At 72.0% G+C, this 26204-nt stretch carries 27 protein-coding genes; 7 read left to right on the top strand and 20 right to left on the bottom strand.

Annotation, left to right across the window (positions count from 1 at the left end; all coding sequences use genetic code 11):
- Positions 1-28 precede the first annotated feature (28 nt).
- The 3 genes from MUB56_RS14745 to uvrB all read right to left on the bottom strand — a co-directional run bounded on the left by MUB56_RS14745 (position 29) and on the right by uvrB (position 4004).
- Positions 29-322: a hypothetical protein gene (locus MUB56_RS14745; protein ID WP_244927776.1), complete on the bottom strand. Its 294-nt coding sequence runs from the start codon at positions 320-322 to the stop codon at positions 29-31.
- Positions 319-1608, bottom strand: a complete 1290-nt coding sequence (locus MUB56_RS14740) for an MFS transporter (protein ID WP_244927775.1) — start codon at positions 1606-1608, stop codon at positions 319-321. The genes MUB56_RS14745 and MUB56_RS14740 overlap by 4 nt, the downstream gene beginning before the upstream one ends.
- 269 nt (positions 1609-1877) lie before the next feature.
- Positions 1878-4004, bottom strand: a complete 2127-nt coding sequence (gene uvrB / locus MUB56_RS14735) for an excinuclease ABC subunit UvrB (protein WP_244927774.1) — start codon at positions 4002-4004, stop codon at positions 1878-1880.
- Between the two features lie 60 nt (positions 4005-4064).
- Between uvrB and MUB56_RS14730 the strand changes: the two genes are divergently transcribed.
- Entirely contained in the window at positions 4065-5321 is a 1257-nt protein-coding gene (locus MUB56_RS14730) for a phospholipase D-like domain-containing protein (RefSeq protein ID WP_244932414.1), read from the top strand.
- On the opposite strand, the gene MUB56_RS14725 is transcribed toward MUB56_RS14730, so the two are convergent.
- Complete coding sequence (locus MUB56_RS14725; protein WP_244927773.1) at positions 5322-5873, bottom strand: TetR/AcrR family transcriptional regulator; 552 nt, start codon at positions 5871-5873, stop codon at positions 5322-5324.
- Between the two features lie 101 nt (positions 5874-5974).
- Between MUB56_RS14725 and MUB56_RS14720 the strand changes: the two genes are divergently transcribed.
- Positions 5975-7024, top strand: coding sequence for an aldo/keto reductase (locus tag MUB56_RS14720; protein WP_244927772.1), 1050 nt, complete (start codon positions 5975-5977; stop codon positions 7022-7024).
- Here the strand turns inward: MUB56_RS14720 and MUB56_RS14715 are convergent.
- A complete protein-coding gene (locus MUB56_RS14715) occupies positions 7011-7937 on the bottom strand; it encodes a DNA-3-methyladenine glycosylase 2 family protein (RefSeq protein WP_244927771.1) in 927 nt (308 codons plus the stop codon). The two genes, MUB56_RS14720 and MUB56_RS14715, sit on opposite strands and share 14 nt — an antisense overlap.
- Positions 7938-7991: 54 nt before the next feature.
- Between MUB56_RS14715 and MUB56_RS14710 the strand changes: the two genes are divergently transcribed.
- On the top strand, positions 7992-8774 hold the full coding sequence (locus MUB56_RS14710; RefSeq protein ID WP_244927770.1) for an enoyl-CoA hydratase-related protein: 783 nt from the start codon (positions 7992-7994) through the stop codon (positions 8772-8774).
- Positions 8775-8781: 7 nt separating this feature from the next.
- Here MUB56_RS14710 and MUB56_RS14705 read toward each other — a convergent pair whose 3' ends face one another.
- The 4 genes from MUB56_RS14705 to MUB56_RS14690 are packed head-to-tail and all read right to left on the bottom strand — an operon-like array spanning position 8782 to position 11202.
- The gene (locus tag MUB56_RS14705) at positions 8782-9345 is read right to left on the bottom strand and encodes a pyridoxamine 5'-phosphate oxidase family protein (RefSeq protein ID WP_244927769.1); all 564 of its coding nucleotides are present in this window, start codon (positions 9343-9345) and stop codon (positions 8782-8784) included.
- Between the two features lie 17 nt (positions 9346-9362).
- Positions 9363-9917, bottom strand: coding sequence for an isochorismatase family protein (locus MUB56_RS14700; protein ID WP_244927768.1), 555 nt, complete (start codon positions 9915-9917; stop codon positions 9363-9365).
- Positions 9914-10489: a DUF664 domain-containing protein gene (locus tag MUB56_RS14695; protein WP_244927767.1), complete on the bottom strand. Its 576-nt coding sequence runs from the start codon at positions 10487-10489 to the stop codon at positions 9914-9916. Before MUB56_RS14695 ends, MUB56_RS14700 begins: the two co-directional genes overlap by 4 nt.
- Positions 10486-11202: a DinB family protein gene (locus MUB56_RS14690; protein ID WP_244927766.1), complete on the bottom strand. Its 717-nt coding sequence runs from the start codon at positions 11200-11202 to the stop codon at positions 10486-10488. The genes MUB56_RS14695 and MUB56_RS14690 overlap by 4 nt, the downstream gene beginning before the upstream one ends.
- Positions 11203-11255: 53 nt before the next feature.
- On the opposite strand from MUB56_RS14690, the gene MUB56_RS14685 reads away from it, so the two are divergent.
- Both MUB56_RS14685 and MUB56_RS14680 read left to right on the top strand, forming a co-directional pair.
- Positions 11256-12215, top strand: coding sequence for a WYL domain-containing protein (locus MUB56_RS14685; RefSeq protein WP_244927765.1), 960 nt, complete (start codon positions 11256-11258; stop codon positions 12213-12215).
- A 109-nt stretch (positions 12216-12324) separates the two neighbouring features.
- Positions 12325-13395 carry an alkene reductase gene (locus MUB56_RS14680; RefSeq protein WP_244927764.1) on the top strand — a complete coding sequence of 357 codons (1071 nt, stop codon included), beginning with the start codon at positions 12325-12327 and terminating at the stop codon, positions 13393-13395.
- Here the strand turns inward: MUB56_RS14680 and MUB56_RS14675 are convergent.
- Positions 13374-14318: a hypothetical protein gene (locus tag MUB56_RS14675; protein WP_244927763.1), complete on the bottom strand. Its 945-nt coding sequence runs from the start codon at positions 14316-14318 to the stop codon at positions 13374-13376. The two genes, MUB56_RS14680 and MUB56_RS14675, sit on opposite strands and share 22 nt — an antisense overlap.
- A gap of 214 nt (positions 14319-14532) precedes the next feature.
- Here MUB56_RS14675 and MUB56_RS14670 point away from each other — a divergent pair, with 214 nt between their 5' ends.
- Positions 14533-15951, top strand: a complete 1419-nt coding sequence (locus MUB56_RS14670; RefSeq protein ID WP_244927762.1) for an alpha/beta hydrolase domain-containing protein — start codon at positions 14533-14535, stop codon at positions 15949-15951.
- A 98-nt stretch (positions 15952-16049) separates the two neighbouring features.
- Here MUB56_RS14670 and MUB56_RS14665 read toward each other — a convergent pair whose 3' ends face one another.
- The 10 genes from MUB56_RS14665 to MUB56_RS14620 all read right to left on the bottom strand — a co-directional run bounded on the left by MUB56_RS14665 (position 16050) and on the right by MUB56_RS14620 (position 24563).
- Positions 16050-16466, bottom strand: coding sequence for a carboxymuconolactone decarboxylase family protein (locus MUB56_RS14665; RefSeq protein WP_244927761.1), 417 nt, complete (start codon positions 16464-16466; stop codon positions 16050-16052).
- A complete protein-coding gene (locus MUB56_RS14660) occupies positions 16463-17293 on the bottom strand; it encodes an NAD(P)-dependent oxidoreductase (RefSeq protein WP_244927760.1) in 831 nt (276 codons plus the stop codon). Before MUB56_RS14660 ends, MUB56_RS14665 begins: the two co-directional genes overlap by 4 nt.
- Positions 17290-18042, bottom strand: coding sequence for an SDR family oxidoreductase (locus tag MUB56_RS14655; protein ID WP_244927759.1), 753 nt, complete (start codon positions 18040-18042; stop codon positions 17290-17292). Before MUB56_RS14655 ends, MUB56_RS14660 begins: the two co-directional genes overlap by 4 nt.
- 121 nt (positions 18043-18163) lie before the next feature.
- Positions 18164-19621, bottom strand: a complete 1458-nt coding sequence (locus MUB56_RS14650; RefSeq protein ID WP_244927758.1) for an aldehyde dehydrogenase — start codon at positions 19619-19621, stop codon at positions 18164-18166.
- Positions 19618-20232, bottom strand: coding sequence for a nuclear transport factor 2 family protein (locus MUB56_RS14645; protein WP_244927757.1), 615 nt, complete (start codon positions 20230-20232; stop codon positions 19618-19620). The genes MUB56_RS14650 and MUB56_RS14645 overlap by 4 nt, the downstream gene beginning before the upstream one ends.
- A complete protein-coding gene (locus MUB56_RS14640) occupies positions 20229-20420 on the bottom strand; it encodes a ferredoxin (protein WP_244927756.1) in 192 nt (63 codons plus the stop codon). Before MUB56_RS14640 ends, MUB56_RS14645 begins: the two co-directional genes overlap by 4 nt.
- A 175-nt stretch (positions 20421-20595) precedes the next feature.
- Positions 20596-21963, bottom strand: a complete 1368-nt coding sequence (locus MUB56_RS14635; RefSeq protein ID WP_244927755.1) for a cytochrome P450 — start codon at positions 21961-21963, stop codon at positions 20596-20598.
- Positions 21960-22751, bottom strand: coding sequence for an SDR family oxidoreductase (locus MUB56_RS14630; RefSeq protein ID WP_244927754.1), 792 nt, complete (start codon positions 22749-22751; stop codon positions 21960-21962). The genes MUB56_RS14635 and MUB56_RS14630 overlap by 4 nt, the downstream gene beginning before the upstream one ends.
- A 1-nt stretch (position 22752) precedes the next feature.
- A complete protein-coding gene (locus MUB56_RS14625; RefSeq protein ID WP_244927753.1) occupies positions 22753-23976 on the bottom strand; it encodes a cytochrome P450 in 1224 nt (407 codons plus the stop codon).
- A complete protein-coding gene (locus MUB56_RS14620; RefSeq protein ID WP_244927752.1) occupies positions 23973-24563 on the bottom strand; it encodes a TetR/AcrR family transcriptional regulator in 591 nt (196 codons plus the stop codon). Before MUB56_RS14620 ends, MUB56_RS14625 begins: the two co-directional genes overlap by 4 nt.
- Before the next feature lie 103 nt (positions 24564-24666).
- On the opposite strand from MUB56_RS14620, the gene MUB56_RS14615 reads away from it, so the two are divergent.
- Positions 24667-26184: an ATP-dependent DNA ligase gene (locus MUB56_RS14615; RefSeq protein ID WP_244927751.1), complete on the top strand. Its 1518-nt coding sequence runs from the start codon at positions 24667-24669 to the stop codon at positions 26182-26184.
- The last annotated feature ends 20 nt before the right edge of the window (positions 26185-26204 follow it).

Genomic DNA, 26204 nt, shown 5'->3' with positions numbered 1-26204 from the left:
GCGACTCGAGGCGAGGCACGGGGTCGCGCTATCCGGGACCGGGTACGTCGGTCTCCCAGCGAGCGCGTCGCTCGTCGTCGGTCTGCTCCCACCACGGGGTGCCGCGCTCGCCCAGTGCGACCTTGGCCGCCTGGACGCCGTCGCGGGACGCGCGCTCCTCGTCGGTCCCCTTGGTACGACCTACCTCGCGCCGCCAGGCCATCAGGATCCGCTGCAGCTCGTCGCGGCGGGACTCGGGGATCGCCGGATCCGTCGCGCGCCAGCGACGTCCGTCGATGACGACGTAGCGCCCGTCGGGGGTGCGCTCGGGGCCCTCGCTCATGTCGTCGCACCGGCCTCGAGCTCGCCCCGGTCGATGACCTGGCGCGCCTGGTGGCGGTAGCGCAGGATCTGGGCCAGGCCGAGGGCCCACACGGCGTACTGGACGCTCATCGCCCAGCGGAAGGCCGACGGGCTGTAGTCGGTGCCGCCGCCCGGGGTGCGCCAGTCGAGGACCAGGCCGATCATCACCACCAGCCACAGGCTCGCGCAGAAGCCCGCGACGTTGATGATCCCGGTGGCGCTGGCCAGCCGCGCCGCGGGATTGGACGTGCGGCCGACGTCGAAGCCGATCACCGACGCCGGACCGCCGACCCCGATCACCAGGGCCAGCAGGGCGAGCACCCCGAACGGCGCGTCGCCGGGCCAGGCGAGCACCACCGTCCAGACCCCGGCCATCACCCCGACGATCACCAGCACCATCGACGAGCGGTGCCACGGGTGCAGGGCGATCAGCCAGCCGAGCACCGGGCCGGCGACGATCACCGAGACCACGATCAGGGTGAGCAGCAGGCCCGCCTCCCCGCTGGTGCGGCCCTCGCCTTTGACGAAGAACGGGTAGCCCCACAGCAGGGCCATGGCGGTCCCGCTGGACTGGGTGCAGAAGTGGATCCAGAACCCGAGCCGGGTGCCCGGGTGGGCCCAGGAGGCCGCCAGGCTGGCCCGGACCGCGGTCAGCGAGAGGGTGGTGCCGCGCAGGTTGCGGTGCTCCGGCGAGTCCCGGAGCAGCAGGGCACCGAGCGCGGCGAGGACCAGACCGAAGCAGGCCGTGACCAGGTACGCGCGGGTCCAGCCGAAACTGCTGAGCGCCCAGGTCATCGGCACCGCGGCGCCGACCGCACCCAGCTGTCCCACCGTGCCGGTGAGCTGGGTCAGCAACGGGATCCGGCGGGCCGGGAACCAGACCGCCAGGATCCGGATCACGCAGATGAACGTCATCGCGTCGCCCAGCCCGACGAAGAATCGCGCCGTCAGCGCCAGCGGATAGCTCTCGGACAGCGCGAACCCGGCCTGCGCGACCGAGAGCACCAGGGCACCGGCCAGCAGCACGCTGCGCGAGCCGAACCGGTCGACGAGCAGGCCGACCGGGATCTGCATGCCGGCGTACACCAGCAGCTGGAGCATCGTGAACGTCGCCAGCTGGGAGGCCGAGATGTCGAACCGCTCGGTCGCCACCAGGCCGGCCACCGCCAGCGACGAGCGGTGGAAGACGGCGAGCACGTAGATGGACAGCCCGACGAGCCAGACCGTCAGCCCCGCCCACGGCGAGGTCGCGGTCCGAGGGGTCACCCGTCGAGTCTAGGAACCCGCCTACACGGCGCCTGAACAGCCTCCCGACGCGGTGCCGCGCCCGCGGCCCGAAGCCGTGCTGCGGCTGGATCATGCTCGGCGCCGGGGATGGCCTCCCCCGGCTCGCACTCCCCCGGCCCGCCGAGTCGGCGCGAATGTTGTGCCGACTCGACTCGGCAGTCAGGTCCGCCGTCGGCGATCGCTCACGTGGTCGCCGACGCTCGCTCGTCGGGGACACTCGAGCTCGTTCCTCGCTCGGCGTCCCCTCCTCACTTCGTCGCCTCCATCATCTGGCGGAGCTCCTTCTTGAGCTCCGAGATCTCGTCGCGCAGGCGCGCGGCCAGCTCGAACTGGAGCTCCGCGGCGGCGGTGCGCATCTGGTCGGTGAGGTCCTGGATGAGCTGGGCGAGATCGGAGCTGGGCATGCCGGCCAGGCCGGCCGCGTGCCTGCCGGCGTCGCCCTCGCGCAGCAACGGGACGGGCTGCTTCGCCTTCACCCCGCCGGCCCGGCCCTTGGCCGCGGTGCCGGCCCAGGTCTCCAGCAGGGCCTGGGTGTTCTCGTCCTCGCGCGCCAGCATCTCGGTGATGTCGGCGATCTTCTTGCGCAGCGGCTGCGGGTCGACGCCGGCGGCCAGGTTGTAGGCCACCTGCTTCTCGCGGCGCCGGTTGGTCTCCTCGATCGCCTTCTCCATGGACGGCGTGATCTTGTCGGCGTACATGTGCACCTGGCCCGACACGTTGCGGGCCGCGCGTCCGATCGTCTGGATCAGCGACTTGTCGGAGCGCAGGAAGCCCTCCTTGTCGGCGTCGAGGATCGACACCAGCGACACCTCGGGCAGGTCGAGGCCCTCGCGGAGGAGGTTGATGCCGACCAGCACGTCGTACTCGCCCATCCGGAGCTCGCGGAGCAGCTCGATGCGGCGCAGGGTGTCGATCTCGGAGTGCAGGTAGCGGGTGCGGATGCCGGCGTCGAGGAGGTAGTCGGTGAGGTCCTCGGACATCTTCTTGGTCAGGGTCGTGACCAGGACCCGCTCGTCCTTCTCGGCGCGGGTGCGGATCTCGTGGATCAGGTCGTCGATCTGGCCCTTCGTCGGCTTGATGACGACCTCGGGGTCGATCAGGCCGGTCGGACGGATGATCTGCTCGACGGTGTCTCCGCCGACCTTGTCGAGCTCGTAGTCGCCGGGCGTCGCGGAGAGGTAGATCGTCTGGCCGATCCGCTCGAGGAACTCCTCCCAGCGCAGCGGGCGGTTGTCCATCGCGCTCGGCAGCCGGAAGCCGTGGTCGACCAGGTTGCGCTTGCGGGACATGTCGCCCTCGTACATGCCACCGACCTGCGGGACGGCGACGTGGGACTCGTCCACCACGAGCACGAAGTCCTCAGGGAAGTAGTCGAGCAGGGTGTTCGGGGCGGTGCCGCGCTCGCGGCCGTCCATGTGCATGGAGTAGTTCTCGATGCCGGAGCAGGATCCGATCTGGCGCATCATCTCGACGTCGTACGTCGTGCGCATCCGCAGTCGCTGGGCCTCCAGCAGCTTGCCCTCGCGCTCGAACTTCGCCAGCTGGTCCTCCAGCTCCAGCTCGATGCCCGTGATCGCCCGCTCCATCCGCTCCGGGCCGGCGACGTAGTGGGTCGCGGGGAAGACGTAGAGCTCCTCGTCCTCGGTCAGCACCTCGCCGGTCACGGCGTGCAGGGTCATCAGCCGCTCGATCTCGTCGCCGAAGAACTCGATGCGGACCGCGTGCTCCTCGTAGACCGGGAAGATCTCGAGGGTGTCGCCGCGGACCCGGAAGGTGCCGCGGGTGAAGGTCATGTCGTTGCGGGTGTACTGGATCTGGACGAGCTGCCGCAGCACGGAGTCGCGGTCGTGCTCCTCGCCCACGCGCAGGCGCAGCATCCGGTCGACGTACTCCTGCGGGGTGCCGAGGCCGTAGATGCACGACACGGTGCTCACCACGATCACGTCGCGACGGGTGAGCAGGCTGTTGGTCGCGCTGTGCCTCAGCCGCTCGACCTCCTCGTTGATCGAGGAGTCCTTCTCGATGTAGGTGTCGGTCTGCGGGACGTAGGCCTCAGGCTGGTAGTAGTCGTAGTAGCTCACGAAGTACTCGACCGCGTTGCTCGGGAAGAGCTGGCGCAGCTCGTTGGCGAACTGCGCCGCGAGCGTCTTGTTGGGCTGGAGCACGAGCACCGGGCGCTGCAGCTGCTCGGTGACCCAGGCGACGGTGGCCGTCTTGCCGGTGCCGGTGGCGCCCAGCAGGACGACGTCCTCGACGCCGCCGGTGATCCGCTTGGTGATCTCCTCGATCGCCGCAGGCTGGTCGCCGGACGGCTGATAGTCGGATTCGACCTTGAACGGCGCCACCCGGCGCACGAGATCGGTGACAGGACGCATGCGTCCAGCGTAGGCGGGGCCACCGACAGTCCGGCTCGTCGCTATGTTGTCCCGGTGAGGATGCGCGCACCGAGGGCCACGGATCGGGTGCTGCGAGTGCTCCGGCGGACGCTGCTGGCCGTCTTCGGCATCCAGTTCGTCCTCGCCGTCGGGATGTCGCTGGTCGACTCCTACCGCCGCCGGGGCAAGAAGCCGAAGCCGTTCCCCGTCACCCCGCCGCGGCCCGTGCCGATCGGCGACGGCGAGGTGACGACGTACACCTTCGGTCGCGACCTGTACGACGCCATGCTGGCCGCCATCGACGGTGCCCAGAAGCAGATCCTCTTCGAGACCTACATCTGGAAGGGCGACGAGGTCGGCGAGCGGTTCAAGGCAGCGCTGGCCGCGGCCGCCGACCGGGGCGTGGAGGTCTTCTGCATCTACGACGGCTTCGCGAACCTCGTCGTCTCGCCGCGGTTCAAGATGTTCCCGGCGAACATGAAGGTCCTGCGCTACCCCGTCTACCCGGCCGGCTGGCGCTTCTTCGACCTGGCCCGCTACGGCCGCGACCACCGCAAGATCCTCGTGGTCGACGACACCGAGGGCTTCGTCGGCGGCTACAACATCGGGTCGGCGTACGAGACCGAGTGGCGCGACACCCACGTCCGGATCACCGGGCCGGGCGTGTGGGACCTCAAGCGCGCGTTCGCCGACTTCTGGAACCTCAACCGGCGCCGGCGGATCGGCACCAGCGAGCGACCGCTGCTGCTGGAGACGGCCTCGACCTGGGAGCCGCGGATCCGGATCCACCGCAACGTGCCGCGGCTGTGGATGTTCCCCATCCGCTCGATGTACATCGAGGCGATCAACCGGGCGAGCGTCAACGTCTGGATGACGCAGGCCTACTTCACCCCCGACCAGGACTTCGTCGACGCGATGAAGGACGCCGCCCGCCGCGGGGTCGACGTACGCCTGCTCGTGCCGCTGAAGTCGAACCACATCGTGGCCGACTGGATCTCGCGGGGCTACTTCAGCCAGCTGCTCGGCGCGGGCGTGCGGATCTTCCGCTTCAAGGACGCGATGGTGCACGCCAAGACCTCGACCGTGGACGGCAGCTGGTCCACCGTCGGCACCGCCAACATCGACCGGCTCAGCCTGCAGGGCAACTACGAGATCAACGTCGAGGTCTTCGACGACGCGTTCGCCCGGACGCTGGAGGAGATCTTCGCGACCGACCAGAGCAACTGCCTCGAGCTCACCCAGAGCGAGTGGGAGGCGCGCGACCTGCACCGCAAGTTCACCGAGCTGATGCTGGCGCCGCTGCGGCCGCTGCTGTAGTCAGGCCCGCAGCCCCGCCACCAGCAGGCCGACCATCCGGCGCGGCTCGTAGCCCGGCGAGGCGCCGCCCGCGCACAGGTTGCCGACGCTGCGCAACAGCGCCTCGGCTCCGACGTCGCCGCGCACCTCGCCCGCGGCGCGGGCGGCGTCGAGCAGGCCGACGCAGGCCGGGACCAGTCGGTCGAGGAACAGGGTGTGCAGGGCACCGAAGGCGTCGGCGTCGGACTGCAGCACCTCGGCCAGCCCGTGCTTGGTGGCGACGAAGTCGACGAACAGATCGATCCAGGCCACGAGGGCGTCGTACGGCGACTCGTGGCGGGCCAGCAGCTCGGGCGCGGCGTCGGCGCACGACTCCACCTGGTGGCGGAAGACGGCGACGATCAGGTCGGCCCGGGTCGGGAAGTGCCGGTAGATCGTGGCGACCCCTACTCCTGCGCGGGCCGCGATGGCGCGTACCGGCGCCTCCACCCCGGCCTCCACGAACACGGCGGCGGCAGCCGTGAGCAGCGTCTCCTCGTTGCGCCGGGCGTCGGCGCGCTTGCGAGGCGGCACAGTCCCTCTCCTCCAGCGATTGCTAAACGGAACATTGTTCCGTATGGTTGATCGCGGAACAATGTTCCGCTTCCATCATGCCATCACAGGAGGTCCCCGTCATGCAGTACCGCATCCTCGGTCGCACCGGCGTCCGGGTCAGCACCCTCGCGCTCGGCGCGATGAACTTCGGGTCCGCCGGTCGCACCGATCAGGACGAGGCCTCGGCCATCGTCGACGCCGCCCTCGAGGCCGGCGTGAACGTCATCGACACCGCCGACTGGTACGGCCGCGGCGAGTCGGAGGAGATGGTGGGCAAGGCCATCGCCGGCCGCCGCGACGACCTCGTGCTGGCCACCAAGGTGTGGGGTCCGATGAGCGACGAACGCAACCAGCAGGGAACCTCCCGGCGCTGGATCGTCACCGAGCTCGAGAACAGCCTGCGCCGCCTCGGCGTCGACCACGTCGACCTCTACCAGGTGCACCGGTGGGACCCGACCGTCAGCGACGAGGAGACCCTCTCCGCGCTCACCGACCTGCAGCGGGCGGGCAAGATCCGATACTTCGGCTCCTCGACGTACCCGGCGTACCGGATCGTGCAGGCGCAGTGGACCGCGCGCGAGCGGCACCTGGGCCGGTTCGTCACCGAGCAGCCCGGCTACTCCCTGCTTCAGCGCAGCATCGAGGCGCACGTGCTGCCGGTCACCGAGGAGTACGGCCTCGGCACCCTCGCCTGGAGCCCGCTCGCGGGCGGCTGGCTGTCCGGCGCGATCCGGGCCGGCCGGGAGATCAGCACCAACCGGTCGACCCTCCTGCCCGACCGCTTCGACCTCACCGTCCCGGTGAACCAGGCGAAGCTGGAGGCGGTCGAGAGGCTCGCCGTGATCGCCGACCAGGCCGGGCTCACGCTGATCCAGCTCGCGCTCGGGTTCGTGACCGCCCACCCGGCGATCACCAGCGCGATCATCGGCCCGCGCACGCGGGAGCACCTGGACTCCCAGCTCGCCGCGGCCGACACCGTGCTCGGTGACGACGTGCTCGACGCGATCGACGAGGTGGTCAGCCCCGGCGTGGACGTCGCGCCGGGCGAGCGCTTCGACACACCGCCGGCGCTGCTCGACCCGGCCCTGCGACGGCGGCGTCAGCCGGCCGGGAGCGTCACGAACGGGTGACCCGGGCCGGGAGGTGCGTGCGCGGGGCCATCCGGGCGCCGTGCCGCGGACGGCGCAGCCCGGCCCGGCCGACCAGTGCCTGCACCCGACCCCGGTGCGGCCGCCAGGGCTCGAGGTACGCCGCCAGCTCGTCGTCGTCGAAGGGGGTGCCGGTCAGCGCCCAGCCGATGTCCTTGGCCACGTGGTAGTCGCCGAAGGAGACCGCGTCGGCGTCGCCGTGGGCGCGCTGCATCGTCTCCGCCGCCGTCCAGCGACCGATGCCGGGGATCGACGTGAGTCGCCGCAGGGCCTCGTCGTGCGGCACGGTCGCGGTCCGCTCGAGGGCGTCGGCGACCCGGGCCGCCGTCACGACGACGCGGGAGCGGGCCGGGTCGACGTGCATCCGCAGCCACTCCCACGACGGGATGGTCCGCAGCGTCGCGGGGTCCGGCTGGACCCACAGGCGGCGGTCGGCGCCCGGTCCCGGTGCCCGCTCGCCGAAACGGTGCACCAGCATCCGGAAGCCGGCGAACGCCTCCTGGCCGGTGACCTTCTGCTCGATGATGGCGGGCACCAGCGACTCCATCACCAGACCGCTGCGGCCGATGCGGACCTCGCCGTACCGCCGGGCGGCCTCGACCAGCACGGGGTGGCGCGGCTCGAAGCCGCTCGGGTCGTCGTCGGCGCCGAGCAGGCCGGGGACGGAGGCCAGCACCCACTCCGCGCCGGGCCCCCACGCCTCCGCGTGGATCTCGCCGTCGGCGGGTCGCGAGCGGATCGCCAGCGTGGCCGGACCCTCGGGGGTGCGGACGCCGCGCCAGTGCCGGTCGCCCTCGAGGTGGTACGTCGGGTCGCCGCCGCCACGCCGGTGGATGCGCAGCATCCCGACCGAACACGGCCGGTCGGGGCGCCACACGCGGGTCTGCGAGCTCATCACGGCGACCGTAGCCCAGGACACCGACGGTGGAACCTGTTCTAGTCTCCCCCCATGCTGCAGATCACCGACGTCGATCGCGTCCGCACCCTCACCCTGGACCGGCCCGAGGCGCTCAACGCCTTCAACGAGGCGCTGTACGACGCCACCGCGCAGGCGCTGCTCGACGCCGCCACCGACCCCGAGGTGGCCGTGGTGCTGCTCACCGGCAACGGCCGGGGCTTCAGCGCCGGCACCGACCTGCTGGAGATGCACAAGATCGCCACCGACCCGACGTTCGAGCGCGGGAAGCACGGGTTCGTCGGGCTGGTCGACGCCCTGGTCGACTTCCCCAAGCCGCTGGTGTGCGCGGTGAACGGGGTCGGGCTCGGCATCGGTACGACGATCCTCGGCTTCGCCGACCTGGCGTTCATGTCGTCCACCGCCCGACTCAAGTGCCCGTTCACCTCGCTGGGCGTCGCTCCGGAGGCGGCCTCGTCGTACCTCCTCCCCCGGCTGCTCGGCCGCCAGGACGCCGCCTGGGTGCTGCTCTCGGCGGAGTGGGTCTCGGCGCAGGAGGCGCTGGAGATGGGGCTGGTCTGGCGGGTCTGCGAGCCCGACGACCTGCTGGCCGAGGCCACCCGGCACGCCGCGCTCCTGGCCCGGCGGCCGATCTCGTCGCTGGTCGCGGTCAAGCGCACCATGACCGCGCCGTTGCGCGCCGAGATCGACGCCGCCCGCGAGCGCGAGAACGCCGCCTTCGCCGAGCTGATGGGCGGGCCCGCGAACCTCGAGGCGCTGTCCGCCTTCGCCGAGGGCCGGGAGCCGGACTTCACCTCGTTGCCGCCGGGCTGGTGAGTCGGCCTCAGAAGGCCCAGCGGGTGGCACCCCCGGGCTCGACGGTCGAGAGCGCCATCGCCTGGCGAGCGACGATCCGGTAGACGAGCCACGGCGGCTTGCCCGCCGACGGGGCGCTGAACGGCGCGGTGAGCGCCACGCCGCTCTCGTCGACCTCGCACGGCCAGCCCTCGGCAGCCCAGTCGGCGGCCCGCGCGGCCACCACGGCCGGGTCGAACACCGGCTCGGCGGCGCCCTCGACGACCAGGTCGACGTCGCGGAGCGCCACGCTCAGTGCACACCGCGGGTCCCGGGAGAGATTGCGTCCCTTGCGGGTGGTGGCACCGGTCTCGAACCAGAAGGAGCCGTCGACCCACAGCGCGCCCAGGGCGGTCACGTGCGGGCTGCCGTCGGGGTTCAGGGTCGTCAGCCAGCACGTGTGCCGGTCCGGGCCCCCGGCACCGGGTGCCTGGGCGATGCCCGCGTCGAGGTGCGTGACGATCTCCCGCCACTCCATCGGGGGCAGGTCGTAGAGGTCGGCGAGGTTGGTGGCGGTCATGGGGTGCAGACCGACCGCGCGTCCCGGACTCATCGTCGGCGCACCGATGCTCAGCCGAAGGCGAACTCCTGCGTCGTGACCGTGCCGGCCTCCCGGCCGGGCGCGCGGTGATAGGTCCAGTAGAGGTTGGTGTGCGCGATGACGAGGTCGGGCGTCGGGGCGCCGTACTCGCTCTGGTCCTCGGTGGTGTGCGCGTCGGCGACGAGCGTGGCGTCGTACCCCCGGACGAGCGCGCCGTGCAGGGTCGAGCGGATGCACTCGTCGGTCTGCGCGCCGGTCACCACGAGCCGGCCGACCCCGCGCGAGGCGAGCACGTCCTCCAGCTCGGTCTCCTCGAAGGAGTCGGGGTAGGTCTTGTGGACGACCGGCTCGGACTCGTCGACCTTCAGCTCGGGGACCCACTGCCAGCCGTCGGAGTCACGGGGCAGGAACTCGGGGTGGGAGTGCTGCACCCAGACGACCGGTACGCCGGCGCTGCGGGCCTTGTCGACAGCGGTGGCGATGTTCGCGACGACCCGGTCCCGGTCGTGCGCGTCGGCGACGACGCCGACCTGGACGTCGACAACGACGAGGGCGGTGTGCGGACGGCCGGTGAGCGTGGTCATGAGGGTTCTCCTGTCGTGGGCTTCCAGTGGGGTGGCGGGTCCTCCCCGACGCGGCCGTCGAGGGCCTCGCGCAGCAGGTCGGCGTGGCCGGTGTGCCGGCCGTACTCCTCGATCAGGTCGCATACCAGCCGGCGCAGGCTGGCGGGCTCGTCGTCCGGACCGGTGAGGTGGGCGCGCTGGTCGAGATCTCCCGCGGCCAGTGCCTGGGCGACGCGTGCCCGCGACCGGGCGACCGCGCCGTCGTAGCGGGCGTAGAGCTCGGCCGGACTGTGGTCGGCAGCGGTGCGGAACTCCCAGTCGGGGTCGGCCTCCCAGTCGACGGACGCCCACGGCTCGCCCGGCGACTCGCCGAACATCTTCCACAGCACGTGCGTCGCCTCGACCGCGGCGAGGTGCTGGAGCAGTCCGCCGATCGTGAGGGTCGAGGTCGGGACCGGCGCGGCCGCGAGCCCGGCGGCGTCGAGCCCGTCGGCCTTCCAGCGGAACGTCGTCCGCAGCCGGTCCAGGGCCCCGAGCAGCTGCTCGGTCTCGGTGCCGGCGAACGGCGGCTCCCACGGACGTGCGTCGGTCATGACTGCTCCTGTCTCGAGACGAGTACGGCGAGGTCGCGCTCGGCGAACTGGCGGTGCCACCACTCCTCGTTGATCACGACGTCGAACGGCTCCCGGACCGGCAGCACCTCGCCGGCCGGCGGCCAGCCCACGCCGTCGGGCACGGTGCAGGTCATCGTGAGCTGCTCGTCGGTGATGGCCTCGAGCGCCCGGTGGACCGTCGCCTGCCGGTCGGCGCGAAGCTCGAGCACCTCGCCGAGCGCGGGCCGGGCGGCGAGGTCGCGGGGCGCGCCCGGCGCGTCCTCCATGCCGTCGCACGGCAGCGACAGCGAGTGCCACGGCGACGGGTCGCCGAGCAGCGCGCGACCCACCCAGCACTCGGTGGCGAAGACCAGGTGGCGCAGGGTCTCGACGAACGACCACTCGCCGTCGACCCGCTCGTCCAGCAGCGCCGGGTCGAGCGCCCGGGCCCGCTCGACCGTGCCGACCCAGAGCTCCTCCAGGACCGTGAACGCCTCCCGGTAGCCCGCCACGTCGGTCGGCCGCAGCCGCAGCCGCTCGGGGTGCCGGCGGTCCAGCTCGGCGCTCACGAGCGGCACCACGTCGACCCCGTTGACGAGCAGTCGGCCGAACTCTCCGGACAGCTCCAGGGTCTCCGCCTGGACCCCGACGAACCGGGTGCCGGTCAGGTCGACCTCGCGCACGGTGGCCCCGCACAGCTCGTTCTCGTCCATGTCACGAGCGTAGGGTCCATTGCGGACGTTCCACTTCCCCATCAGGAGATCGGATGACGACCGAGGTCAGCCCCACCGCGCGGGCCCTGCTCGCGCTCGAGGCCCTGCAGGACTCCCCCGGCATCACCGGGGAGCGACTGGGCCGCCGGCTGGGGGTCACGCCGCGAGCGGCCCGGCGCTATATCGGGATCCTGCGCGAGGCCGACATCCCGGTCGAGTCGGTGCGCGGGCCGGCGGGCGGCTACCGGCTCGGTCGGGGTCTGCGGCCGCCGCCGCTGCTGTTCGGACCCGACGAGGTGCTCGGGCTGGTGATGGCGGCCCTCGACGGCCAGCACGACGCCGCCGACGTCGACGGGCCGGTCGGCCGCGCGCTCGGCAAGCTGCTGCGCGCGCTGCCCCGCTCGGTCGCCGCCCAGGCCGAGGCGGTGCGTCGTACGGCGGCTCCGGTGCCCGACCGCGGCGCGTCCCGCCCTGATCCCGCGACCACCGTGACGCTGGTCGAGGCCTGTGCCGCGCGACGCCAGGTCCGGCTGGCCTACCGCTCCGAGAGCGGCCGCGAGTGGGAGACCGAGGTCGAGCCGTGGGCGGTGGCGGTGCGCTACGGCCGGTGGTACCTCGTGTGCCGCTCGCTGCGCGCCGACGCCGTACGCACCTACCGGGTCGACCGGGTGCGCGACGTCGAGGTCCTGGAGGCGTCGTTCGAGCCGCCCGACGACCTCGACCCGGTCGCCGCCCTGGAGGAGAACCTCGCCGTGGGCTGGGAGTACGACGTCCGCGTGCTCGTCGACGCCCCGCTCGAGCGGCTCCGGCGGTGCGTACCGCGCACGATGGGCCGGCTGGAGGAGGTCGACGCGACCACGACCCGGCTGGTGGCGTCGACCGGCAACCCGACGTACTTCGCCGAGCAGCTGGCCACTCTGCCGGCGGACTTCCGCGTCGAGGAGGGCCCGGAGCTGCGCGCGGCCGTCGAGGCGCTCGGTCGGCGGCTGCTGCGGGCCGCGAACCCCGGCTGAGCGGTCCGAAACGGTGAGGAGCCTCACCGCCGGCCCCCGGAACACCAGGCCGAGCGGGACCGCTGTGCCAAGGGTCCGCACGATCCCCATCTTCGACAGGAGCTGTCCCATGGCCGATCTCTTCGAGCCCCTGACCGTCGGCGCCTGGACGCTGCCCAACCGTCTCGTGATGGCCCCGCTGACCCGCAACCGCGCCCAGGGCACGGTGCCCGGCGACCTCGCGGTGGAGTACTACGCGCAGCGTGCCTCCGCCGGCCTGATCATCACCGAGGGCAGCCAGCCCACCCCCGAGGGCCAGGGCTACCTGGACACCCCCGGCTTCCACTCCGACGAGCAGCTCGCCGGCTGGCGCCGTGTCGCCGACGCCGTGCACGCGAACGGCGGCCGGATCGTCGCCCAGCTGATGCACGCCGGGCGGGTCTCGCACCCCGACAACACCGGCGGGCAGCCGGTCGTCGCGCCGAGCGCGGTCGCCGCGCCGAACGAGATGTTCACCGCCGAGGGCCCGCAGCCGCACCCGACCCCGCGCGCCCTGGAGCTGGACGAGATCCCCGGCGTGGTCGAGGGCTACGTGCAGGCCGCCCGCAACGCGGTCGAGGCCGGGCTCGACGGGGTCGAGGTGCACGCCGCGAACGGCTACCTGATCCACCAGTTCCTGGCGCCCGGCGCCAACCACCGCACCGACGAGTACGGCGGGTCGCCCGAGAACCGGGTCCGCTTCGCGCTCGAGGTCACCCGCGCCGTCGCCGACGCGATCGGCCCGGAGCGCGTCGGGATCCGGATCTCGCCCGCGCACAACATCCAGGGCGCCACCGAGGAGGACCCTGCCGACGTCGCGGAGACGTACGCACTGCTCGTCGAGGGCATCGCCCCGCTGGGCCTGGCGTACCTCAGCGTGCTGGCGGACCCGAAGCTCGACCTGGTCCAGGACCTGCGCCGCTCCTTCGGCGGCGTGGTGATCGCCAACGACGGGTTCGGCGAGGTGACGACGCGGGAGTTCGCGCAGGAGATCCTCGACAAGGACCTCGCCGACGCCGTGGCGGTCGGGCGGCTCTTCCTGGCCAACCCCGACCTGCCCAGCCGTTGGCAGAGCGGTGCCGAGCTCAACGAGCCGAACCCGGACACCTTCTACGGCGGCGGCGCCGAGGGCTACACCGACTACCCCTCGCTGGAGGGCTGAGCGGCAGCCCAGGGGTCCTCGCGACGCCACAGCGTCGGGAACCGCAGGCCGACCCCGTCGCGGTGCGCGAGCTCGTCGAGCACGCGCACCGTGGCGTCGAGGTCGTCGCCGACGTACGGCATGGCGCGGAGCGGGCGGTCCAGTGGCCGGAAGAAGTCGTCCCAGTGGATCAGCACGACCTGCCGGGCACCGACGGCCCCGACGGTCTCGTCCCAGTAGGTGCGGACGTACTCCTCGTCCTGGACGCCGAGCTGGCCCACTCCCAGGTAGGCGACCTCGGCGCTCCGGCCCGCGAGGGCGCCCGGCACGAAGCCCGCACTCCCCTGGACCAGCGCGCTCGGGCCGCTCGCGTGCTCGACGAGGACCGACCAGGCCTCGCCGCAGCGGTACGCCTTCGCGCTCACCGGAGGTACGACGGGCTCCGTGATCGCGCCCGGGAACCGGTCCGGCGGGCAGTGGTCCGACTCGATCAGGGTCAGCGAGAAGTCGCCGTACCGCACGGTCTCGCCGGACGTGGCGACCCGGATCCGGTCGGCCGGCAGCCCGTGCCCTCGTCCGACGTTGGCGGCTGACTCCCCTCCGAGCAGCTCGGCACCGGTCAGGTCGGCGACGACCGCCGAGTCGAGAGCGTGGTCGACGTGCGTGTGCACCGGCACCACGGCGGCCAGCCGGCCGATGCCCGCCCGGGCCAGCGCCGCGTCGATCCGACCCCGGTCGGGCGCGACCTTCCCGAGACCGATTCTGAGCAGCGAGGGCCGGGAGAAGTACCCGTCGGTGAGCACCGCCGTACGGCCGTCGTCGAGGAGCAGGCTCGCGACCCCGAGAAAGGTGACCGACAGGTCTCCGTGGTCTCCGCTCGCCTCCGGGACGTCGAAGCGGTTCGCGTGCCGGGCGAGATCGGGGCGGCCGAGCTTCAGACGCATGAGCGGGACCATAGCCCCGCCGACCCGTCACTGGCTCGGCAACTTTCGCGGCGTGTCGACGAGCGATTGACGGGTCGATCTGCGGGGTGGGCGCCGGGGCCGCCGCCGGTCGGGCGCCCGACCCGTCAATGCTTCGCCGACACACCGCCAAAAGTGCCGAGCGAGTGACGGGTCGCGCCCAGCGCAAAGTCGTTGAGGGCTCTATGTTGTCCGGGTGAACCGCGCACTCGCCCTGATCCTGCTGCTCCTCGCGCTGCCCGCCTGCTCCTCCGACCCCGGCGAGCCGAGCTCTGAGGAACGCTCCGGACCCGGCCGGATCTCGGGGGGCGACGGCCCCTTCCTGGCCGGGGCCAAGGACATCCCGCTCCCGGCGGGCTGGACGGAGGACGAGCTCCTGCTCGAAGGTACGGCGACGTCGTACTCCGGCACGCGGAGCGCCGACGGCCGGTTCGACCTGACACCGGCGCGCTCGCTGGGCTACCGCACCCGGGTGCTGACCCGGATGCCACCGGCGAAGGAGTTCAACGGGACGGTCCTGGTCGAGTGGCTCAACGTCAGTGGCGGCTTCGACGCCGCCCCGGACTGGACCTACCTGGCCGACGAGATCCTGCGCGGCGGCTACGCCTGGGTGGGCGTCTCGGCGCAGCACGTCGGCGTGGAGGGCGGCCGGGTCGCGGTCTCCACCCCCGTCAGCGAGGCCGCCGGCGCCGGGAAGGGACTGCGCGCGCTCGATCCCGAGCGGTACGACGACCTGCACCATCCCGGGGACGAGTACTCCTACGACATCTACACCCAGGCCGCGGCAGCCGTCCGGGGCGGCGACCTCCTCGGCACTCTCGAGCCCGAGCGGGTGCTCGCGATCGGCGAGTCGCAGTCGGGGTTCGCGCTCACGACCTACGCCAACGGCGTCCAGCCGCTGAGCGACGCCTTCGACGGGTTCCTGGTGCACAGCCGCGGGGGCGCGAGCGCGCCCCTCAGTGGCACCGGTGGCGCCATCGACATCGCCTCCACCCTCAGTGGTGAGCCGACCCTGATCCGCGACGACCTCGACGTACCGGTCCTGACCCTCGAGACCGAGACCGACGTCGTCGGGGTGCTCAACTACCTCCCGGCCCGCCAGCCCGACTCCGCGACGTTCCGGCTGTGGGAGGTCGCGGGCACCGCCCATGCCGATGCCTACTCGCTCGGCCCGGTGGCGGACACCCTCGGGTGCCCGCTGCCGATCAACGACGGGCCGCACCACCTGGTCGCCAAGGCCGCCCTGCGTGCCCTGGACGGCTGGGTCCGCGACGGTACGGCGCCGCCGACGGCTGACCGGCTGACGGTCCGAGACGGCACCTACGTCCGCGACCGCGACGGGATCGTCCGCGGCGGCATCCGCACCCCGTTGGTCGACGTGCCCGTCGACGTGCTCTCCGGGGATCCCGCCCCCGACGGGCCGCTCACCTGCCTGCTGTTCGGCACGACCACGCCGCTGCCCGCGGGCCGGCTGGCCGAGCGCCACGCCGACCGGACGTCGTACCTCACCGCCTTCGAGGATTCCGCCGACGCCGTGGTCGCCGCGGGCTTCGTGCTCCCGGAGGACCGCGAGGCCCTGCTCGCCACGGCCCAGCCCGAGCGCCTGGGCGGCTGACCCGCGCATTGGCGGGTCGGCACGGCACGTCGGCCGGTCGACCCGTCAATGCTTCGTCGACACACCGCGAAAAGTGCCGAGCAAGTGACGGGTCGCGCTCAGCCCTGGTCCGCAGACTCCTCGCGAGCCCGCTTCTTGGCCGCCTTGGCGATGGTGTCCTCGACGATGGCGTTGATCCGCGAGCCGATCGGCCAGCCGGCGTAGTGGCACATCAGGATGGTGATCTCGCGCAGGGCCGCGTCGTCGAGCTCACCGGCGGCGTACGCGGCGGGGATCTGGATGGTCAGCACGTCCTGGCCGCCCGAGCCCGTGAGCAGCCCGATCAGCAGCAGCCGGCGGTCCCGGTTGGACAGGCCCGGACGGTTCCAGATGTCGGCGAAGAGGTGGTCGGCGGTGTAGCGGAAGAAGTCGCCGGTGCCGTCGGTCATCTCGAAGCCGTAGACCTCCTCCATCTTCTCCAGCCCGCGCCGGCGGGTCTCGGGGAGCTCGTCGAACTTGCCGGCTCCGTCGCTCACAGTCCCAGTCCCTTCGCCAGCCGCTCGCGCGCCTGCCGCGCGAGGGGTACGTCGATGTCCAGCTGCTCGGCCAGCTCGATCGCGAAGCCGAGGTCCTTCTCGCCCAGCGCGACCACGTGCGTCATCACGCCGTGCCAGAAGTCGGCCGGGTCGATGGGCGCGGTGGTGTCGCGCAGGATGATCGCGCCCGGGCCACCGGTGATCGCGTCGGTGTGGCGCACCACGGCGCCCAGGTCCCTCAGGGACAGTCCCGCCGCCTCCGCCAGCCGCATCGCCTCGGTGGCGGCGGTGAAGGAGACGAAGTGCATCATGTTGCGGGCCAGCTTGAACTTCGTGCCCGCGCCGATCCCGCCCGCGTGCACCACCTTGCTGCCCATCACCTCCAGCGCCGGCAGGGCCGCCGCGAAGGCGTCCTCGGTGCCGCCGACCATGATCGCCAGGGTGCCCTCGGCCGCGCCGGTCGGGCCGCCGCTGACCGGGGCGTCGACGATGCGGACCCCGTGCCGCGCGGCGGTGTCCTCCAGCTCGGCCGGGGTGCCGGGCGCGACCGTGGAGTGGATGACGACCGTGAGCCGGTCCCCCGCGACCCCCAGCACCTCGCCGAGCACCTCGCGCACCTGGTCGTCGTCGCGCACCATCACGCAGAGTACGTCGACCGAGCGGGCCAGCTCGGCCACGCTGCCGACCGTCTTCGCACCGGCCGCCTCGAGCTCGGCCAGCGGCTCGGGGACGACGTCGTACACGAACAGGTCGAGCTCGGAGCGGGCCAGCGTCAGCGCCATCGGCTTGCCGATCATGCCGAGGCCCACGAAGCCGACGGACGTCATGCGCGGAAGGTCTGTCCGCCGTCGACGGCGATGATCTGACCGGTCACCCACGACGACTCGTCCGAGAGCAGGAACAGGCAGGCGCCGACCATGTCCTCGGGCTGACCCATCCGCTTCAGCGCCAGGTTCTTCACCAGGTCCTTGGCCGCGTCGCCGGCCTGGGTGCGGGTCGCCGCGGTGTCGGTCGGGCCGGGGGCGATCGCGTTGACGCGGATGTTCATCCCGCCGACCTCGTGGGCCAGCTGCTGGGTCAGGCCGTTCACGCCGACCTTGGCCAGGCCGTAGAAGCCGGAGTAGAGGTACGCCGCGGTGCTGGACTGGTTGACGATCGAGCCGCCGCCGCGCTTCTGCATGACCTTCCACACCGCCCGGGTCATCACCAGCGCGCCGTCCATGTTCACGCTCATGAACTTCTTGTAGTAGTCCCAGTCGACGCTGATCAGCAGGTCGAACTGCATCTCGCCGTAGATCGCGGCGTTGTTGACCAGCCCGTCGATGCCGCCGTACGCCGCGGTCACCTGCTCGACCAGCGCCGTCGCCGACTCGGCCGAGGAGACGTCGGTGCGCACGAACATCGCCGTACCGCCCGCCGCCTCGATCTCCTTGGCCACCCGCTCGCCGGACTCGGTGTTCAGGTCGGCCACCACGACCGACGCGCCCTCGGCGCCGAGCGCCTTGGCGTAGGCCTCGCCGATGCCCTGTGCCGCGCCGGTGACGACGACGACCTTGTTCTCGAACCTGCTGCTCACCTGTGTGCTCCGTTTCCTGACTGGGTTTCGAGACGCGTCACGCAGCCCGTCGCTGCGCGCCGGTCTGCGTCGACGCTCCTCAACCTGCGCCCGTTCTCGTGACCCCGAGCTCCGCTCGGTGTCACGCGGGCTCGGCGATGGTCTTGGTCTCGAGGTACTCCTCGAACCCGGCGACGCCCATCTCCCGGCCGAGGCCGGACTGCTTGTAGCCGCCGAACGGCGCGTCCGGGCTGAACCACACGCCGCCGTTGACGGCGAGCGTGCCGGTGCGGATCCGGGCGGCGACCGCCTTGGCCCGCTCCAGCGAGCCGGAGTCGACGGAGCCGGAGAGGCCGTACGCCGAGTCGTTGGCGATCCGGACCGCGTCGTCGTCGCCGTCGTGCGGGATGACGACGAGCACCGGGCCGAAGATCTCCTCCTGCGCGAGCCGCGAGGAGTTGTCGAGACCGGCGATGACGGTCGGCTCGATCCAGTAGCCGTCCTGCTCGATGACGTGCCCGCCGGTGGCGAACGTGCCGCCCTCCTCCTCGGCCAGCCGGAGGTACGACGCGACGCGGTCGCGCTGCACCTGCGAGATCACCGGGCCGCAGATCGCGCCCGGGTCGGCCGGGTCCTTGGCCCCGATCGACTCCATGGTGGCGGCGGCGACCTGCACCGCCTCGTCGTACTTCGCCCGCGGGACGAGCAGCCGGGTGGTGATCGCGCAGCCCTGGCCGGCGTGGATGCAGGCGGTGAAGGCGGTCGCACCGGCGACGGCCGCCACGTCGGCGTCGTCGAGCGCGATCGCGGCGGACTTGCCACCGAGCTCGAGGAAGACCCGCTTCAGCGTCGGCGCCGCCGCGGCCATGATCGCCCGGCCGGTGTTCGTCGATCCGGTGAACGAGACCATGTCGACCCGCGGGTCGGAGGTCAGCTGCGCGGCGACCTCGTTCGACAGCGGCGTGACGACGTTGAAGACGCCCGCCGGGATGTCGGTGTGCTCGGCGACCAGGCGTCCCAGCTCAGCGGCGACCCACGGGGTGTCGGGTGCGGGCTTGAGGACCACCGTGCAGCCGGCGGCGAGCGCCGGACCGACCTTGGCCAGGTTGATCTGGGTGGGGACGTTCCACGGCGTGATCGCCGCGACCACCCCGACCGCCTCGCGTCGCACGGTGCGCCGCGAGGGGATCCCCATCGGCTCGGCCACGCCGAGGTCGGTCTCGAACTCGTAGGACTCGGCGAGGTCGGTGACCCACTTCAGGCTCGCGACCGGCACGTCGAAACCGGCCGCGCCCATCATGAAGCCCGGCATCCCGACCTCGGCCGTGGTCAGCGCCCGGAACTCCTCGGCCTCGCCGAGCAGCGCCTCGTGCAGCTGGCGCAGGCAACGGACCCGCAGCTCGGTGTCGGTCGACCAGTCGGTCTCGTCGAAGGCGCGGCGGGCGGCGGCGATGGCCGCGTCCACGTCGGCGGCGGTGGCGTCCGGGGCCTGCCCGATCTCGGCGCCCGTGGCCGGGTTCAGGATCGGGTACGTCGCCCCGTCGCTGGCACCGCTCAGCTTGCCGTCGACCAGCAGCTGCGGCGCGGGAAGCGCGCTCACGCCGGGTCCTGGGTGACGAACTCGCCCGCCTCGACGGGCGGCGGCCACACCGGCGACGGCAGGTCCTCGGGCCGGTAGTGGCCGGGCACCTCGAGACCGAACACCTTCAGCCGCGCGTGCAGCGATTCCGGCGCCTTGCCGGACTTCAGGACCGCGCCCATCGTGTGCGCCATCGCCCCGAAGTCGAACCAGTCGCGCTGCCAGGAGAACTTCAGCTCACCGTCGGACTGCCGCTCGACGCCGAACCAGCTTCCGCCGAGACCCGGCACCTCGAACTCCCGGCCCGTCGCGTCGTCGGTGAGCCCCGAGCGCTGCTTCCAGAAGCCGACGATCATCGCGTTCTTCTCGTCGACAACGGTGGCCTGGTAGTCGTAGTGCCAGCCGTCGAAGCCGTCCATCTCGATGCCGATGGCCCAGTCGCGGATCTGGTCGCGGCCCACGGCCATGAAGTGCTCGTCGGGCGTGAGCATCCAGCCGTACGTCGCGTCCTCGGCGTACCACTCCGCCATCACGCGCCAGTCGCCGGTGCGCTCGGCCTCCCGGTTGATCTCGAGCCAGGACTCCCAGAACTCGTCGATCTCTGCCCGGGAAAGGGTCGGGGTCGAACTCATGCTTCCTCCTCGATGCTCAGCGCCATCGCCGGGCAGTACTTCACGGCCGACTCCACCTGCGGGCGCAGGGACTCGTCGGGGTGCTCCAAGGTGACGACCACCAGGTCGGTGTCGTCGTCGAAGGCGAAGACGTCGGGCGCCTCGCCGGTGCACATCTGGTGGCCCTGACACAGGCCGAGGTCGGCCACGACCCTCATCGCGCTGCGCCGGGGTCTCGATACGCTCGCTGGCGCTCGCTACTCGACCACCGAGAGACCCACCCTCGCTGGCGCTCGCTACTCGACCACCGAGAACCCGCGAGTCTCGTCGGTCGAGTAGCCGCCGAGGAACGAGGCGGCGTATCGAGACCCCGCCGTACGACGCTCATCGCGACCGCCGCCGGTACTTCACCCGGCACGGCTGCTGAAGCTGGATGACCATCTTCGACACGTCGTCGCGGTAGTCCTCCGAGGGCTGCGTCATCTCGAACTCGTAGTCGCGAAGGATGACCGAGAAGATCGCCTTCATCTGCATCATCGCGAACGCGTTGCCCACGCACCGGTGCTTCCCGGCCCCGAACGGGATCCAGGTCCAGCGGTTCTGCAGGTCCTCCTGCCGCGGGTCGATGTAGCGGCCCGGGTCGAAGGTCGCGGGCTCCGGGAAGTCCTCCGCGAGGCGGTTCGAGACCCGCGGCGAGGACGCCACCACCGTGCCCGGCGGGATCCGGTGGCCGGCCAGCTCGATCTCCTCCTGCACCACCCGCATCAGGATGATCAACGGCGGGTGCAGCCGCAGCGTCTCCTTCAGCGCCGCCTCCAGGCGCGGGATCGAGCGCAGTGCCTGGAACGACACCTCGGAGCCATCGGCGTACAGCTCGTCGAGCTCGCCGACCACGGCCGCCATCTCGTCGGGGTGCCGCATCAGCTCGATCAGCGCCCACGACGCCGTGCCCGAGGAGGTGTGGTGGCCAGCGAACATCATCGAGATGAAGATCCCGGTGACGTAGTCGGCGGTCATGTCGATCGAGATCAGCACGTCGAGCAGGTCGCGCTCCTCCTTGGCCACGACGCCGCGCTCCTTGCGGCGGTCGATGATGCCCTGGACCAGCTCGACCAGCTGCTCGCGCGCGGCGTCACGCCGGCGGAACGACTCGATGTCCATGTACGGGTCGACGTAGGCCAGCGCGTCCGTGCCCTGCTCCAGCTCGTGGTAGAGCCGGGCGAACCGGATGTCGAGCTCCTCGCGGAACGGCTTGCCGATCAGGCACGCCGAGGTCGTGTAGATCGTCAGCTCGGCGAACCAGTCGAGCAGGTCGATCTCGCCCTCGTCGCCCCACTCCGCGACCATCCGGTTGATCTCGGCCTCGATCGTCGCCGCGTGCCCGCGCATCATGTCGCCGCGCAGCGCCTGGTTCTTCAGCATCTGCTGGCGCTCCTCGGGCGAGGCGTCGAAGACGACGCCCTTGCCGAAGATCGGCGTCATGAAGGGGTACGCCGCTGCCTGGTCCAGTGTGGAGTCCGGCGCCCGGAAGAACTGCTCGTTGGCCTCCGCCCCCGTGACCAGGACGACGTCCTTGTCGGCCAGCTTGAAGCGGCCGATGTCGCCGCACTCCGCGTGCACCCGCTCGAACAGGCCGATCGGGTCGACGCGCATCTCGGCCAGGTGGCCGTAACCGTCGTCGGGAACGGCGTAGGAGACCTCGGGGATCCCCGCTGTCGTGCCTCCGGCTGTCGAGCTTGTCGAGACACTCATCGGTCCTCCGGCTTCGCGATCGGTGCCTCGGGCGAGACCTCGACCAGGTTCAGGTGCACGCCGCGCGGCGCGCTGACGACGGTGGTGATCGCGTCGGCGATCGCCGTGGGCTTCATGAAGTGCGGGTGCCGGGCCAGCCCGAAGCGGACCCACTGGTTGAGCACGAAGGCCGCCTCGTCGGCGTCCCAGTCGGTGCCCATCTCGCTCCAGGTCGGGCCGGGCCGCACGATGCTGGCGCGCACGCCGGTGCCCTCGAGCTCCATCTGCAGGGCGTGCGCCATCCCCTCCAGGCCCCACTTGCCGGCGGCGTACGACGACATGAACGGCCGGGCCCGCACCGCGACGTCGGAGGAGACGAAGACGAAGTCGCCACGCTGCCGCTCGACCATGCCCGGCACGAACGCGCGGACCAGTCGCTGCGCGCCGGTGAGGTTGAGGTCGATCTCCCGGCCGAATCGCTCGGGGTCGACCTCGTAGATGGTGCCGGGGGCGACGGCGCCGGCATTGCTGACGACCACCTCGATGTCGCCGAGGTCGCCGGAGACGCCCTTCGCGAACGCCTCCACCGACTCCCCGTCGGTGAGGTCGAGTGCGTGCACGACCGCTTCGCCGCCGGCCTCGCGGACCGCTGCGGCGACCTCCTCGCACTTGTCGGTACGACGCGCGCCCAGCGCGACCGGGTGACCGGCGGCGGCGAGGGCGAGGGCCGTTGCCGCACCGATCCCGGACGAGGCGCCGGTGACGACCGCGGGGCGGCGCGTGGGCTGGGCGTACTTGCTCCGGGTCATCTCAGCGGACCTCTACGTTGACCGGCATGGAGGCGAAGCCGCGGACGCTGACCGAGTGCACCCGCTGGCTGGCGTCGTGGTCGACCTCGATGTGCTTGACCCGGCGGACCAGGTCGCGCAGCGCGAGCTGCGCCTCCAGCCGGGCCAGGTTGGCGCCGAGGCAGAAGTGCCGGCCGCCGCCGAAGCTGAGCAGCTGGGCCACCTCGGCCTTGTCGCGGAAGATGTCGTACTCCTCGGGCCGGCTGAACACCCGCTCGTCGCGGTTCGCCGAGCCGAGCACGATCAGCAGCTTGGCGCCCTTCGGCGCCGTCCGGCCGTGCAGCTCGACGTCGGCCAGCAGGTGGCGGGCCAGGATCTGGCTGGAGGTGTCGTAGCGCAGCGTCTCCTCGATCCAGGGCACGACGAGGTCGGCGGGCTGGGCCGGGTCGGCGAAGACCCGCGCCTGCTGATCGGGGTGGCGGGTCAGGTGGAACAGCGCGTTGCCGAGCAGCTTGGTGGTGGTCTCGTTGCCGGCCACGACCATCAGGAAGAGGAAGGCGATGATCTCCTCGTCGGTGAGCCGGTCACCGTCGATCTCGGCGGCCAGGAGCGCGCTGGTGAGGTCGTCGGTGGGCCGCTTCTTGCGCTCCTTGAGCATGTCGGCGTAGTAGCCGACGAGGTACAGCGAGGCCTCCATGCCGGCCTGCGGCACGTCACGGACGCCCTCCTCGCGGTGCACGACGAGGTCGGCGAGGCGGCGTACCTCGACCCGGTCGGCCTCCGGCACGCCCATCATCTCGGAGATGACGTCCATCGGGAGCCGGCCGGCGTAGTCGGCGATCCAGTCGAAGCTGCCCCGCTCCAGCGCCAGGTCGAAGTAGTGCGCCGAGATCTGCTCGATGCGCGGCGCGAGCTCCCGGACCCGGCGCGGGGTGAAGCCCTTGGAGACCAGCGAGCGCAGCCGCATCTGGTGCGGCGGGTCCATGCCGAGGAACGACATCACCTTGTGGGCGTCCGGGCCCCACGCGGCCTTGTCGACCGAGACGCCCATCGCGTTGGAGTAGACGCCCTCGGTGCGCACCGCCTCCTGGATGTCGGCGTGCCGGGTGAGCACCCAGAAGTCGTCGGCCTCGTTGTGGTGCAGCGGATCCTCGGCGCGCATCCGGGCGTAGACCGGGTAGGGGTCCTCCTGGAACGCGTAGTCGTAGGGATCGAAGACGATCGGCCCCTGGGCGGTCAGCGTCATGAATTGCCTCTCATGATGGTGGCGACGACCGAGTCGAGCCGCTCGCCCATCTCGGTGTAGGTCATCAGGCCCATGCCGGCCTGCAGCAGCGCTCCGGAGAAGGCGAGCGCGAGGGTCTCGACGACGTCGTCGGCGTCCGCGGGTGCGGCGACGACTCCGACGGCGGCCCGGAAGCGGCTCACGAACTCCGAGCCGATCCGCAGTCGGAGCCGCTCGACGTCGGAGTCGGTGCCGAGCAGGGCGGAGGTGGCACCCGCGGCCAGCTCGGGCGAGGCCGCGAGCATGGCGGTGAGGTGCCGGGTCACGCTGCACACCCGCTCGACCGCAGTGGTGCCGACCGGCTCGGGCTGCGGATCGGTCAGCAGGGCCCGCCAGAAGAGCTCGGCGAAGAGGTGGTTCTTCGAGGCGAAGTAGGTGTACGCCGTCGCCGAGCTCACGCCCGCCCGTCCGGCGACGGTGCGGATCGTCAGGGTCTCCGAGCCGACCGCACGCAGCTCCTCGGCGCCGGCGGCGAGCAGCCGCTCGACGGTTTCGGCCTGCCGGGAGTTCAGCTCGCGGCGGGCCGCGCTGGACACCTGACTGGACACGTGTCCAACTTAGAACGCGTTCCTGTCCCCGCGCAAGCATTTCGGACGAATCTCGTCGGTTGTCCTGACCAGTGCTGTCGGCGGCCCGGGGCAGGATGGCGGCATGCTGCTCTCCCAGGTCGTCGCCACCTCCGCGACGGTGGCCGCCACCCGCTCGCGCAAGGCCAAGGTCGTCGCCATCGCCGCGCTGCTCGAGTTAGCGGAGCCCGAGGAGCTGGAGACCGTGACGTCGTACGTCGGCGGCGCGCTGCGGCAGCGGCGCACCGGCCTGGGCTGGCGCGGGCTCGCGGAGCTGCCATCGCCGGCGCCGTCGCCCACGCTGGAGGTCCTGGAGGTGCACGCCGCCTTCGAGGAGCTCGCCGCGCTGTCCGGGCCGGGCTCGCAGGCCGCCCGGGCCGCCGCCGTGACGTCCCTCTTCGGGCGGGCCACGGCCGAGGAGCAGCAGTGGCTGCGCGGCGTCGTGACCGGCGAGGTGCGTCAGGGCGCGCTCGACGCCCTGGTCCAGGAGGCGGTCGCGGCGGCCACCGGAGTCCCGCTCGCCGCCGTGCGGCGGGCCGCGATGCTCGCCGGCTCGACCGTGTCCGTCGTCGGGGCCGCCTTCGAGGGCGGTGAGGAGCCGCTCGCGGAGATCGGCCTCGAGGTGGGGAGGCCGGTGCTGCCGATGCTCGCCTCGTCGGCGAAGACCCTCGCCGAGGCGGTCGAGAGGGCCGGCGGCGGCATCGTCGCGGTCGACACCAAGCTCGACGGCATCCGGATCCAGGTGCACCGCACCGGCGCCCGGATCGTGATCGCGACCCGCTCGCTCGACGACATCACCGAGCGGCTGCCCGAGGTGGTCGAGGTCGCCCGGTCACTGCCCTCGGAGCACTTCGTGCTGGACGGCGAGGCGATCGCGCTCGACGACGACGGACGACCGCGTGCCTTCCAGGAGACCGCGTCGCGCACGGCGCAGGCCGCGGGTGTCCGGGTGACCCCGTTCTTCTTCGACGTCCTCCACGTCGACGGCCGCGACCTGCTGACCACGCCCGGGGACGAGCGGCTGGTCGAGCTGGAGCGCCTGGTCCCCGTGGCGTTCCGGGTGCCGCGGGTCGTCACGGACGACGTCGCGGTCGCCGAGGCCTTCGTCGCCGACACGCTCGCGGCCGGTCACGAGGGCGTGGTGGTCAAGCGGCTGGCCGCGCCGTACGACGCCGGCCGCCGGGGCGCCGCCTGGGTGAAGGTCAAGCCGGTGCACACCCTCGATCTGGTCGTGCTGGCCGTCGAGTGGGGCTCCGGCCGCCGCGCCGGCAAGCTCTCCAACATCCACCTCGGCGCCCGCGACCCGTCGTCGGAGACCGGGTTCGTGATGCTCGGCAAGACCTTCAAGGGGATGACCGACGAGATGCTCGCGTGGCAGACCGAGCGGTTCACCGAGCTGGCCCTCGACCCGGCCACCGTCGGCGACCACTACGTCGTGCCGGTCCGGCCCGAGCAGGTGGTCGAGATCGCGTTCGACGGCCTCCAGCGCTCGACGCGCTACCCCGGCGGGCTGGCGCTGCGCTTCGCGCGGGTGCTGCGCTACCGCGACGACAAGTCCGCCGACGAGGCCGACACCATCGAGACGGTGCGCGCGCTCGCCTGAGCTGCTCGTCCGCTGGTGCG

Source organism: Nocardioides sp. W7 (genome assembly GCF_022919075.1).
In the GTDB taxonomy this organism is placed as follows: Bacteria; Actinomycetota; Actinomycetes; order Propionibacteriales; family Nocardioidaceae; genus Nocardioides.
The sequence above is the reverse complement of the archived record's forward strand: the minus strand, read 5'-3'. Positions and strand labels throughout refer to the sequence as shown.